Genomic DNA, 14,243 nt, shown 5'->3' with positions numbered 1-14,243 from the left:
GTATAAGTTTTCAAACAGGTGATATTTAAAAATTAAAAATTTGACTGCAGAAAGAGCCAGCTACGTTTGCCATACTGCAAAGAGCCCTGTGGTATAAAAGCAAGAAAGAAGTGTTCTGTTTATACAACTTTTTAGCTATCGGTAAAGGAGTAGTTTACACTGGCTGCGATTGGTTTTGGTTTGCAATTGCAGCAGATACATACCGGTAGCCTGGTTATCGGCTTGCCACTCTAAGTGGTAGGTTTTATTAGCCTGTGCTTCGCCCCGAAATAAAGTTGCTTGTACTTTCCCTTTACTATCATACACCAGTATCTGAACAGTTTGGGTTTCGGGTAAAGTAAAGTGAACGTTTACTTTTTCCTGAAATGGATTAGGATACGCTGTCAGGTTTAGCGAAACAGTTGATTCCAACGCTTTTTCCGAGATAGCAACTTCACTTGCCAAGGCCGAGGATGCTATTTCGGATGAGCGTATTTCCAGAATTTCGGGCGCTACTTTTACCAGCCAGAAGTCGGTGCTACCCCGGCTGGCTTGGGTACGATCACCGCTTATACCAGAATCAGAGCGCCCTCCCAGTAAATACCCACCATCAGGGGTTTGCAATACTGTCCGGATTTCTTCATAGGCATTGCCGCCAAAGCGTTTATCCCACTGTTTAACTCCTGTGCTATTTGTTTTTACGACCCAATAATCGCTATTACCTTGGGTTTTCTGCGTTTTATCGCCACTTACATCGGATTCGGAGCGTCCTCCTAGTAAGTAACCGCCATCAGCCGTTATAATAATGGAACGTAATTCTTCATTCTCAGTACCCCCAAATCGGCTGTCGAATAACTTATCGCCGTTACCATTTATTTTAATCATCCAGAAGTCCTTGCCACCCCAACTATCTTGTGATTTATCGCCACTTATTCCGGAAGTACTATGGCCGGCAATAAAAAAGTTGCCGGTAGCCGTGCCGGTACTACCCAGCGACATTAAGTTATCTGTTCCGGTACCGCCATAGCGCTTATCCCATATTTTGTTGCCATCGCCATCAATCCGTACCACCCAGTAATCGGCATTGCCCCGGGTGCTTTGGGTTTTATCGCCACTTATTCCCGAAAAAGAGGATCCGCCTAATAAGAAACCATCATCCAGGGTTGGTGCTATGCTTTGCAATGCGTCGTTAAGGGAACCACCATAGCGTTTGTCCCAAACAAAAGTGCCATTACTGTTTATTTTAACTACCCAAAAGTCCTGACCACCCCGGGAACCTATTGTTTTATCTCCACTAGCCGGAGAATTGCTGGTACCCGCCAGAATATATCTGCCGGAAGGTAGTTGGTAAACTTGCTTGAGTTCATCGTAACCGCTGCCGCCAAAGCGTTTGTCCCATTGCTTATTACCAGCCGCATCTATTTTTACAATCCAGTAATCGCGCTCACCTCGGCTTGCCTGCGTTTTATCGCCACCTACTCCGGAAAGGGAGCTGCCACCAAGCAAATAACCGCCATCAATTGTTTCAATAACCGAGTTTAAATAATCATCCTCTGTACTGCCGAATCTTCTGTCCCAGAGTTTTTTACCCGATGGATCGGCTTTAACGATCCAATAATCGTTTTTGCCCCGGCTAAGTTGTGTTCGATCACCACTATTGCTGGAAGTAGAAGAACCACCGTATAAATAGCCGCTATCGGCTGTCCGGATTACTACGGACAATCCATCATTGCCAGAACCGCCATAACGAAAATTCCATTGGGCGTCTAAAAAATTGTCTTCTTCCAGCTTTAAGACCCAAAAATCATTTTCGCCTTTATTAGCTCCACTTTTCTCCCCGCTAATACCAGAACCGGAACTACCTCCGAGAAAGTAACCACCATCGGGTGTAGTTAAAAGAGCATGGAGTTCATCGTAATTTTTACCGCCAAAAGTTTTATCCCAGACTTTTGTGCCGCTCTCATTTACCTTTACTACCCAGTAATCGTCGCTTCCCCTGCTAATCTCTGTTTTGTCGGCTCCAATGCCACCTTGGGTTGTACCGCCCAACAAAAAACCACCGCCCGGAATAGCCACTAAGCTGCTAAAATTGTCATAATCCCGGCTCCCAATTACTTTGTCCCAGACTCTGGCGCCAACACTATCTATTTTCACGATCCAAAAATCCGAACTCCCTTTGCTACTAGCCCGCTTATCGCCGCTAACATTAGATTCAGAAGAGCCGCCTAGCAAATAACCACCATCGTGGGTAAGCGCTAAGCTGTAAAGGTTATCAGTAGAGTTCCCACCCAAAGTTTTATCCCACACCTTTGTACCTTTGCTATCTAATTTAACTACCCAGTAATCACCTGCTCCCCTAGACTCTCCCGTTTTATGGTAACCAATATCGGAGTAAGAACTGCCTCCTAATAAGAAACCGCCATCTGGCGTAACAATAATATCTTCCAGGCGGTCGTCGCTATCGCCGGTTATTGTTTTATCCCAAATTTTCGTGCCATTTGCCTTTATCTTCACTACCCAATAATCCCGGTCCAGGCCACCCCGGCCAGCCTGGCTCTTATCGCCACTTTTACTAGAAAAAGAAGTGCCGCCCAGCAAAAAACCGCCATCCGACGTAGCCACCACCGCTTGAAACGAATCAGAACTATTACCCCCATAGGTTTTATCCCAAACTTTATTTCCATTGGCATCTAATTTTACAATCCAGTAATCAAAATCGCCTTTGCCCTGGCCACTTTTATCTCCATTAATATCCGAAAAAGTGGTACCGCCTAATAAATAACCTCCGTCTGGTGTTGCAATTAATTCCTTGAAATAATCATAGCTACTGGTTCCTATTGATTTATTCCAGATAACATTTCCTCCGGCATCCACTTTTACTACCCAGTAGTCGGCTTGTCCTTTACTAGGCTGCGTTTTATCGCCGCTTATACCGGAGGTAGAGTAACCGCCCAGTAAATAACCGCCATCGGGGGTAACGATCATGGAAGTAAATTCTTCGGTATTGCTGCCTCCAAAGGTTTTATCCCATTGTTTAGATTGCGCCCATGTGGCAGAAGTAAACCAGAAAGTAAAACACAAAACCAGAAATACGAAGCGCCAAAAAATAGCAGGCAACCGATTTTCCCAAATCTTGTTGCAGCAGTGTAATTTTGTATTCATACTATTTGGGTTTAAGTAAAATGCTAAATGAGTAAATTTTAACTGTTGTAAAGGCAAAAAACTTTTTTGTAAAGTTTTACAGCAGAAAGTAGTGAGGCATTGGTGTGCCTGCCATTAATAAACTGAAACCAGTTTCGTATTAATAACTTGATTTAAGTGAAAAATGCTGCTTATGCTCAGTTGGAACATGCTACAGACTAGTTGTTGCTGCAATTACTATTTATTAAAATAAATCAGATTTTATTTTCAAATGGCTGCAGCATATCTAAGTAAATTTTTAAAATAAACAGCGAAGAAAGTAAAGTAGATGCGGCAGATACAGATGATAAAATTTTTAAAATTTTACAATTTACCTGCTAATCAAGTAATGAGTAATAGCTTTATTGGGCTATGGAATGGCTACAATACTCAGATATACTTTTTACCGAAGCAGTAATATTTTCTGCTGCTTACATTTACCAGCCGTTTGCAGTTGCAGCAGATACATACCAGTTACATGATTAGCAGCGTTCCATTTTAATTGGTAAATTTGGTTAGCTTTAGCTTCGCCGTGGAATAAAGTAGCAATATCCCTTCCCTGAATATCATAGATTTTCACCTGAGCAGATTGTGCTTCAGGTAAAGTAAAGCGGACTGTTACTTGCTCTTGAAATGGATTAGGTGAAGCTTGAAACATGGTACGTTCCGTTGCTACTGCAGATTGTTCGCCTAACGTTGCTTCTTTCGTAGTTTCAGCCATTATAGAGGTGGCTTCCAGGGCTACCTTCACTAACCAATAGTCATTGCCACCCTGGCTGGGCTGAGTTTTCTCTCCGCTTGCCTCAGAATCTGATTTGCCGGCTAGCAGCAAACCCCCATCACTGGTCTGGAGAACCGCTCTTAGTTCTTCTGTCCCACTGCCTCCGTACCGGCGATCCCACTGGTACATGCCATCAGGATCTGTTTTCACAATCCAAAAATCGCTTGAACCCCGGCTATTTTGCCTTTTATTCCCGCTTCGGTTGGAGAAAGACTTACCAGCCAAAAGATATCCTCCATCGGTAGTTTGAATGCTTGCTCTTAATTCATCATCTTTTGTGCCACCAAAACGCTTGTCCCATACCTTCTCGCCCGTACTGGTTACTTTAATAAACCAGTAATCGATACCCCCATGATTGTCCCGGGTTTTATCCCAACCCGCCGGTGAGTCGCTTTGCCCCGAAATGAAGAAATCACTTTTTCCTGATTTCCCCACCGACAACACAAGGTCTTGTCCACTGCCTCCGTAGGTTTTATCCCAGAGCATGTTCCCGTTATCGTCGGTTCGTACCAGCCAAAAATCTGTACCGCCCCGACTAAACGCACTCTTGTCGCCGCTAATGCCTGAAGCTGAACTACCTCCCAGCAAAAAACCACCCCCATTTACCTGGACAATGCCGCCCAGGGTTTCATCTAAATTACCGCCATACCGCTTATCCCATAGTTTTACTCCGTCTATAGATACTTTTACCAGCCAATAATCCCAGCCACCCTGGCTACCTTGGCTCTTGTCGTCACCGGCTGGAGAGTTGCTGTGTCCTGCTAAAATGTACTCCCCCGTAGTTAGCTGAAGAACTTTCTTGAGTTCGTCTTCTCCCTTACCGCCATACCGCTTATCCCATTGTTTTATTCCGGAAGCATCTACCTTAACAAGCCAATAATCGCGGCTGCCGCGGCTAGACTGTGTCTTATTTCCGCTGGTGCCAGATAGCGAAGAGCCAGCTAAGAGGTATCCGCCATCTTGCGTTTGAATGACCCGGTTTAAATACTCGTTCTCCGCTCCACCGTAGGTTTTATCCCATAATTTGTTTCCTGCTGCATCGGTCTTTACAATCCAGTAGTCGTTCTTACCCTGGCCAGCTTGGCTTTTATCCCCACTAACACCGGAAGCTGAATACCCGCCAACTAAGTAGCCACCATCCGAAGTTTTAATTACCGTAGTTAAGCCTTCGTTCTGCGAGCCCCCAAATCGCTTATTCCACTGAACCGGTATACTCTCTCCGATAGTAATGGAGTAATCTTCGGTTTCGCCGTAGTCCGAAGCAGTGCAAGACTCCGCACTGGTAAAGGTACTATTATAGGTGCTTCTTACCCGGAGCCGGCGTAAGCCATTACCTGTTCCTGTTGGTATAGTTAGGCTACCTGTAAAAACCCCCATTCCAGCGGCATCGGAATTATAGATAAACTCGCCGGCATCATCAAAGTCCCCATCGTTGTTATAGTCGAGCCATATACCAAAGCCTTGCGGATAAGCAGGGCTAGACTGTAACGAAAAAGAATAAGATTTACCTCTTTGTAGCCTGGTAGTGAGGTTGCCAGCGGGTGGGTAATAGATATAATTGCTTTCCTGCCCGTTACAGCCAGAATCCTCATTCACTAAGGTATTTAAACGAAAAGACTGAATAGACATATTATTAATGCTGCATTCATAAGTGATAATTGGTATGCAGTAAGAATTATTACTTTGAGCGAAAGCAATAATATTAAGATAGAACTGTAGAAAGGCGATTACACCGAAATACCAACTACGGCTAATTAGCCAATTTAATAGTAATCGGTAGAAACCAAATAAACGTGTTTGCATGGTTTTGGGAGTTGATAAAGCAGATCAGAACAGAAAATGGTGGCAAGAAATGTTTGACAAACTTTAATTTTTAAGTTTGCAGCAGGAGAGAGTCGAAAGGGTTACGCCTAGTTGAACGCCTTTAAATGTAGTTACTTCTTCTTTATTTAACTTTTCATTATTTATATCAACAACACTTTTTAATGAATTTTAAAATTCCCAAATAGGCGTATTTGAATCCTGTATTACTTATTTTTTTGTTTCCTGTAATAATCAGGCTTGTCTTAAATTAAAGTATTTACTTAGCCAAGATCATTTTCTGTTGTTGGCGATTTGTAGGGGTTTGCAGTTGCAGCAAGTACATACCGGGAGCTTTGTTAACAGCTTGCCACTCTACCTCGTAGGCTTTGTTGGCCTGTGCCTCTCCTTGAAACAACGTAGTTACTTCCCGGCCCTGCATATCGAAAACTTTTACCTGGACGGGTTGCGTTTGCGGGAGCGTAAAGTGTACGTTTATTCTGTCCCGGAAAGGATTAGGTGCCACGGTTAGGTTGCCGGGTTCCGGTAAAATTACGAGATCTTCCGGGAGAGTAATTTCGCGCGCTACTGCTGGGGAAGAAGTGCCAGACGGCTCAGGGCCTAATGCCACCAACCAAAAGTCGGTACTGCCGCGGCTGGGTTGCGTTTTGTTGCCGCTGCTACCCGAGTAAGAATACCCGCCTAAAATGTACCCGCCATCGGTGGTCTGCAGCACGGTACGCAGGTTGTCGTATTCAGCGCCGCCAAAGCGTTTATCCCATTCTTTTACGCCTAAGCTCGTGGTTTTTACTACCCAGTAGTCGCTGTTACCAAAACTGGCTTGCGTTTTGTCGCCGCTGATGTCGGAATTAGAAATACCGCCTAGTAAGTACCCGCCATCGGCAGTAATGATAATAGAATGCAGGCGTTCGTGCTGGCTGCCCCCAAAGCGCTTATCCCAAAGTTTGCCGCCGTTACGATTAATTTTAAGCATCCAGAAGTCGGTACCTCCCTGGCTGCTCTGGGTTTTATCGCCGCTTACACCAGAACCACTATAGCCTGCAATAAAAAAGTTGCCAGTACTGGTGTTCGTGCTACCTAGCGAAGTTAAATTATCGTCTCCGATGCCGCCGAACCGTTTATCCCAAAGTTTGTTGCCCAGGCCATCTATCCGTACCAGCCAATAATCATAGCCGCCCCAACTAGGTTGCGTTTTGTCGCCGCTAACGCCCGAGGCCGAGGAACCGCCCAGCAGAAAGCCGCCATCCGCGGTGAAAGCTAAATCACTCAGGGCATCGTTTAAGGTACCGCCAAAACTTCTATCCCACATACGGGTGCCCGTAGCTGAAATTTTTAAAATCCAGTAATCCTGCGCTCCTTGGTTGCCGGCGCTTTTATCGCCTCCGGTGGGGGAGTTACTGGTTCCGGCTAAAATATAACGTCCCGAAGGCAGTTGAATCACTTTTTTAAGTTCATCTTTACCCGTGCCGCCGTAGCGTTTATCCCATTGTTTATTTCCTTGAGCATCTAATTTAACTATCCAGTAATCCCGGTTGCCGCGACCAGCCTGGGTTTTATCACCACTTATTCCGGAAACCGAACTGCCTCCCAGCAAGTAGCCACCGTCCTGCGTTTGAATAAGCGTGGTTAAAAAATCATCATTAGAGCCGCCAAAGCGCCGGTTCCACAATTTCTTACCCGCGGCATTGGTTTTTACTACCCAGTAGTCGTTTTTACCCCAACTGAGTTGCGTTTTATCGCCACCCACATCGGAGTTAGAATATCCTCCGGCTAAGTAACCGCCATCCCGGGTTTGAATAAGCGCGGTTAAATACTCGGCGCCCACTCCCCCAAAGCGCTTGTTCCAAAGCATTTTGCTCGTATGGTCGGTAATTTTTAAGAGCCAATAATCGGTAGCCCCTTGGCTGGCTGCGGTTTTATCGCCACTAAGGTCAGAAGGTGAGGTGCCGCCGAGCAGGTAATTGCCATCCGGGGTAGGCTGCAACGAGGTTAAAATATCAGTGTAATTACCGCCAATAGTTTTATCCCAGATTTTGGCGCCGTTCACATCTACATTTACTAACCAAAAATCGCCCATTCCTTTACTGGGTTCGGTTTTCTCACCACCTTGTTCCGAAAAGGAATAGCCGCCCAAAATATAGTTGCCTTCGCTTGTTTGCAGGATAGAACTCAGGTAATCCAAGGCTGTTCCGCCCAAAGTTTTATCCCATTCTTTGGTACCGGTGGCATTAAGTTTCACTATCCAGTAGTCCGATGGAAACAGATCCGGTATTTCTTCTACATCGCGCAGCGCTTCCGATTTATCCCCACTGATACCAGAGGCCGAATTGCCGCCTACAATATACCCCCCGTCCTGGGTTTGCTGCACTACTTCTAACCGGTCGTAAGAGCTACCGCCAATGGTTTTATCCCAGGATGTAGTGCCATCGGCATTTAGCTTTACAATCCAGTAATCACTGGCTCCTTTGGTGGGAGAAGTTTTGTCGCCCCCGGTTCCTTCTGTGTGGCCGCCAATAATATACCCGCCATCGCTGGTTTGTTGCAAAGTGGCAAACTCGTCGTAAAAATTGCTGCCAATGGTGCGGTCCCAAACTTTGGTGCCATTGGCATTTAGTTTTACTATCCAATAATCACCGTTTTTAGAAGCCGCGGATTTATCTGCGTTAATTCCAGAAAACGACCAGCCTCCCAGAATATACCCGCCGTCGCTGGTTTGTTGCACGGCTAGCAAGTGGTCGTTGTGGTTGCCGCCAAGGGTGTTTTCCCAAATAATGGCGCCGGTGGCATTTATTTTTACTACCCAGTAATCGGTGGTGGGCCGCCCCAGTTCATCTATTCCGCCCTTATTTTCTTCCGATTTATCGCCGCCTTGTCCGGAATAGGAGTAACCCCCTAGAATATACCCACCATCGCTGGTTTGCTGCATCGATGTTAAATGATCGCTACCGGGTCCGCCAATGGTTTTATCCCACAATTTATTGCGGTTAGCATCTAACTTAACAATCCAGTAATCTACTTCCTTATTTATCTGCGTTTTATCGCCGCTAATGGCCGAGTTAGAAGAGCCCCCCAGGATGTAACCGCCGTCGTTTGTTTGTTGCACGAAACTCAGGTTTTCCGATTTATTCCCGCCAATGGTTTTATCCCAAAGTACAGATGGCTGGGCCCAGGTGGCCACAGTTACCCCGCAGACTAACACAAACGTTAGATAAATAAAGCGGTTGTAATAAGCAAATGGTAGATTTTTGTAAATTTTATTGCCCGGAAGTAATTGTGTTTTCATACTGGTAGGGTTTAGTATAGGACGGTAATCATAAATAGCTGTTTACTGTAATTTGATAGCAACGAGTATTTAAGAATGATTTAATATTAAATTATAAAATAGTGATTTTTAATAATTTAACTTTTGGTTTGTGGCAACTAGACTAGTACAATAAAATGGATAGCGAATGTATTAGTACAAAAATGTTTATACTTAATTTACTGCTGTTTTGAGTGAAATTATATGCGGAATAATCCTCTGTTTCAAGCAAAAGTTTGAAACATGCTGCCGGGTTACTTGCTGCTGCGATCTAACTGAAAATTCAGGAAAGAACAAGCGTAGAGTTACTACTTAGTAAAAACTAATTTACGTAAATTTTTGAATTATAGATAGATTTTTTAGTAATAAATTTTGTGTAACAGTTTTTTTAAATTTGATACTTAGTGGGTTGCCTTTTCATCAATTTTAAAAGAACAAGCCGGCTAGAGGTGCTCTGGCCGGCTTTGTAGAAACAGAAAAATTTAAAAAAATTACTTACTCAAGAGTAGTTTGTGGGTGCTTTGCCCGGTTGGGGTTTGCAGGTGCAAGAAATACATACCCGCTTCTTGTTTATCCGCTTGCCATTCTAGCTGGTAAGGTTGGTTGGCTTGAGCTTCTGCTTGGAATAGCGTAGCTACTACTTTGCCTTGGCCATCGAGTATGCATAGGGTAGCAATTTGGGTTTCGGGTAAAGTAAAGCGGATGGTTACCTGTTGCTGGAAGGGGTTCGGGTAAGCCGTTACTGTTGTAAGTTCCGCGCCGGGTTCTCCGGTGAAGCTAACTGTTCTGGTTGCTACTATACTGGAAGCAGGTGCGGCTATTTTCACGAGCCAGTAATCAGTTAATCCTTGGCTAGGCTGCGAGCGGTCACCACTTACCCCGGAGTTGGAGCGGCCCGCCAGCAAATACCCGTTATCGCTGGTCAGTAGCGCGGCGCGCAGTTCTTCCGTGTCGCTGCCTCCTTGTCTTTGGTCCCACAGTACTTTCCCCGCTGGATCAATTTTGACGACCCAGTAATCCTTGCCCCCCTGACTGGCTTGGGTCTTATCGCCACTTACTCCGGAAGTAGAAGAACCCGCCAGCAAGTAGCCGCCATCACTGGTTACCTGTACGGCACGGAGTTCTTCGTCTTTGGAGCCACCGTAGGTTTTATCCCACAGTTTGCTCCCCGCGTTGTTTAGTTCCAGGAACCAGTAATCGCTGCCCCCCGCACTGGTCTGGCTTTTATCGCCGCTGTTTTTTGAAGTACTCGTACCCGCCAAATACAGGTTGCCGGTAGTTGTAGTACCCACTGCCATTAACTTGTCTTCCCGGGCGCCGCCAAAGGTCCGGTCCCAGACTTTAATGCCGTTGCCATCTAAACGCAAGGCCCAGTAATCACTGGCACCGCGGTTGCCTTGGGTGTGGTCTCCTCCGGAGCCCGAAGTAGAGCTGCCCCCCACCAGCAAGTCACCGTTCGGTAGGAGCGCTGCGTCTTCGGCTAAGTCTTCGCCGTTGCCGCCGTAGCAGCGGTCCCAGGCTTTCTGGCCATCGGAGTTAATTTTTACAATCCAGTAATCCTGATCCCCTTGGCTGGCTTTGCTTTTGTCGCCGCTTACGGGGGAGTTGCTGTTACCCACTAAGAGGTAGCGGCCCGAAGCTAGTTGGATAACTTTCTTGAGCTCCTCATTACCGGTGCCACCATAGCGTTTGTCCCACTCTTTGTTGCCTTGTTTATCTACTTTTACGATCCAGTAATCGCGGCCGCCGCGACTAGCCTGGCTTTTATCCCCCGACTTACCCGAGAGGGAAGAACCGGCCAGTAAGTAGCCACCATCCATAGTCTGGATCACCTGGTTGAGGTAATCATCACCGGAGCCACCGTAGCTTTTATCCCATTGTTTTTTACCGGCAGCATCGCTTTTTACGATCCAGTAGTCGTTTTTACCTTGGCTAGGTTGGGATTTGTCGCCGTTTGCGCCGGAGTTGGTGTAACCAGCCGAGAGGTAACCGCCATCCTGGGTAGCAATGAGGGCGGTAAGGTTATCGGTGCCCGTGCCGCCGTAGCGCAGGTTCCAGGTGGTGGTAACCGGTGGTTCTTTATCTTTTATCTTGATTACCCAGTAATCTACTAATCCTTTCAGAGGTTCTTGCCGATCGCCGCCCTCGGGGGAATCTGTGGTGCCGCCCAGCAAATAGCTGCCATCCGGATTTGCGATTAATGCTTTAAATTGTTCTTGGGTGCCATTCCCACCAAAAGTTTTATCCCAAAGTTTCTGACCTGTGCCATCCAGTTTTACTATCCAGTAATCGTTTTCATAGGTTTTACCTCGCCTTGTTTCACTTTTATCACCAGATATATCGGATTGGGAATCACCCCCCAATAAATAACCACCATCTGGAGTAACCGCCATATCTACTAATCTTTCACCCGAACTACCCCCCAATGATTTATCCCAGAGCTTTTTACCGGAAGCATCAATTTTAACTATCCAATAATCATTGCCACCTTTGCTAACGGAACTTTTATTGCCGCTAATGGAAGAACTAGAAGTGCCTCCGAGTAAATAACCTCCATCTGGAGTAGCAACTATATCATAGATTCCGTCAGCGGCATTGCCGCCGTAGGTTTTATCCCACAGCTTGTTGCCCTTGCTATCCAGCTTAACGAGCCAATAATCAAGACCTTCACCCGAGTTGGTGATATCCGGATCCGTAGAATTGAGATCCCCGCCCAGTAAATAACCGCCATCCGGAGTGGCGAGCAGAGTTTTAAATCCACCAAACCAGCCACCAGGCAAGGTTTTTTCCCAAACAGTATTGCCTTTACCATCTAATTTTAAAACGGAGTATTCAGAAGTACTCATTAAATATCCTCCATCAAGTGTAGTAATTAGGTCGGCCAGCCGCAGTCGTCCTAAGCGCGGTATACTCTTGTCCCACAATTTGTTGCCGTTGGCATCTATTTTAATCAACCAGAAATCGAAACAATTATTTGGACTCTTGCAGGCTTCGCTTTTATCACCGCTTATGCCAGATTCCGATACGCCACCTAATAAATAACCCCCATCCGGAGTAGCTACTATGCTGGCCAGCTCCTCCCAGCCATCGCCCCCGTAAGTTTTATCCCATAACCGTCGGCCATTTGCATCCACTTTTACGAGCCAATAGTCCAGAGTTCCCCCGTTAGAAAAAGGATAGGCACAGCCTCTGTTTGGACCTTTTAGGTCTTCGCTTTTGTCGCCTCCTTTTTTAGAATCGGAGCTGCCGCCCAGCAGATAACCGCCGTCCGGTGTAGCTACCATGGTAGAAAAGTTGGAAGTGCCAAAATCATTACACTCTGAATCGGGCATTTGAGGCGTAATGGTGACAACACCACCGTAGGTTTTATTCCAGACTTGCTTTACCGGTGAATCAATTATTTCAAAACTTTGAAAAACTTCCCGAGCAACATCGTAAGTAGCGTTACCAGTTTGTTGCGCTTTTATCGTAACATTACCTGTGCCTGTTAAAGTAAGCTGCTTGTTTTTTACCGTAGCCGGGCCGGACACCACCCTGTAGCTAACCGGTAAGCCGGAAGTAGCAGTAGCTTGCAGGGTAATAGGGGAGTTAACTAGATCTTGGTTGGGGATGGTTTTGAAGGTAATAAATTGCTCTTTACCAACCTTGTTGTTGTTATCCAGTTTTACCACCCAGTAATCTCCTATACCACGGGAAAACTCCGATTTATCACCGTTCCGTTCAGATTCAGAATAGCCAGCTAATATGTACTGGCCCTCGCGGGATTGAAAAGCGGTAGCTAACTGCTCCTCATACTTCCCGCCAATAGTTTTATCCCATTCTTTGGTGCCATCAGCTTTTAGTTTTACAATCCAGTAATCGCTAACCGGAGAATCATCGGGGTAGATAGAACTACTCAAAAGTTTTTCTCTTTTATCGAAGCCCGCGTCGGAGTTAGAAGATCCCCCTAATAAATAACCGCCATCCTGGGTTGGTTGCACCGAAGCTAAATGATCCTGGTTATTACCAGATATGGTTTTTCCCCAGATGGTGCTGCCATTGGGTTTTAACTTAATTACCCGGTAATCGCTGTAGGTAGCTTTCGAAATAGAAGTGCCCCCCAGTAAATAGTTGTTATCGGTGGTTAAAAGAAGAGAAGAAATGGAAAAATTGGTTATAGTTTTATCCCATTCTTTGGTCCCATTGGCATTTACCTTCACAAGCCAGCCTCCCGAAGCCGCTGTGGTTTTATCACCGCTTAATCCGGAAATAGAATTACCTCCTAAAAGATAACCGCCATCTGGAGTTTGTTGCACCGCATATAATAGATCGTCGGCATTACCACCAAATGATTTATCCCATTCTTTGGTGCCATCGGCTTTTAATTTTACAAGCCAGTAATCGGCGGCGCCTTTACTGGCCGAGGTTTTGTTGCCAGATACCGGGGAGCTAGAATAACCACCCACAATATAGCCGCCATCCGTAGTTTGTTGCAGAGACGTTAGTCCATCTCCTTGATTACCGCCAATGGTTTTATCCCATATTTTCTTCCCATTTTTATCTAGTTTTACAACCCAGTAATCAGTGGTATAAAGAGGTCCTTTGTTACCCTCAGACTTATCGGCACTCTTGCGCGATTGCGATGAACCACCTAAAATATAACCACCATCCGTAGTCTGTTGTACTTGGGATAAACCATCCCGATCCTGACCACCAATGGTTTTATCCCATTCTTTGGTGCCATCGGCTTTTAGTTTTACGATCCAATAATTTGCCACATCGTAACGGCCTTTTCTGCCTTCGGTTTTGTCACCACCCGCTTCGGAGTTCGAGTTTCCTCCTAAAATATAGCCCCCATCCTGGGTTTGCTGGGCAGAGCGAAGTAGATCTTGATCAGAGCCGCCGTAAGTTTTATCCCAGATTTTAGTTTGGGCGCTAGCTAAGTTGGAGAAACTAAAACAAACAAAAAGGATAGCACTGGAACAATACCACCTGATATTTTTCTGGCGCACCTTATGGCGCCAAGAAAGTTGGGTAAAAAGTTTTTTCATGCGAATAATTAGTAGAATAGAGTAAGGTAAAGGTTTTATGTAAGATGTATTACTAAGCATTAATAAGAGGCTTGGTTGATGCCTATTAAGGATGCTATTTAATCTCTTAAAAGTACAGCATTAGTTATCTTTATACAATACCTAAACTTTG

At 45.5% G+C, this 14,243-nt stretch carries 4 protein-coding genes; all 4 read right to left on the bottom strand.

Features of this window, described 5'->3' with window-relative positions:
• Window positions 1-135 precede the first annotated feature (135 nt).
• Window positions 136-3,141: a T9SS type A sorting domain-containing protein gene (locus HUW51_RS05105; RefSeq protein WP_185272918.1), complete on the bottom strand. Its 3,006-nt coding sequence runs from the start codon at window positions 3,139-3,141 to the stop codon at window positions 136-138.
• Between the two features lie 421 nt (window positions 3,142-3,562).
• Window positions 3,563-5,569: a GEVED domain-containing protein gene (locus HUW51_RS05100; protein ID WP_185272917.1), complete on the bottom strand. Its 2,007-nt coding sequence runs from the start codon at window positions 5,567-5,569 to the stop codon at window positions 3,563-3,565.
• A gap of 451 nt (window positions 5,570-6,020) precedes the next feature.
• A complete protein-coding gene (locus HUW51_RS05095) occupies window positions 6,021-9,044 on the bottom strand; it encodes a T9SS type A sorting domain-containing protein (RefSeq protein WP_185272916.1) in 3,024 nt (1,007 codons plus the stop codon).
• 509 nt (window positions 9,045-9,553) lie between these two features.
• The gene (locus HUW51_RS05090) at window positions 9,554-14,092 is read right to left on the bottom strand and encodes a T9SS type A sorting domain-containing protein (RefSeq protein WP_185272915.1); all 4,539 of its coding nucleotides are present in this window, start codon (window positions 14,090-14,092) and stop codon (window positions 9,554-9,556) included.
• Window positions 14,093-14,243: the final 151 nt, after the last annotated feature.

It is taken from the genome of Adhaeribacter swui (assembly GCF_014217805.1).
Taxonomy (GTDB): Bacteria; Bacteroidota; Bacteroidia; order Cytophagales; family Hymenobacteraceae; genus Adhaeribacter; species Adhaeribacter swui.
This window is presented reverse-complemented; position numbering and strand designations above follow the sequence as displayed.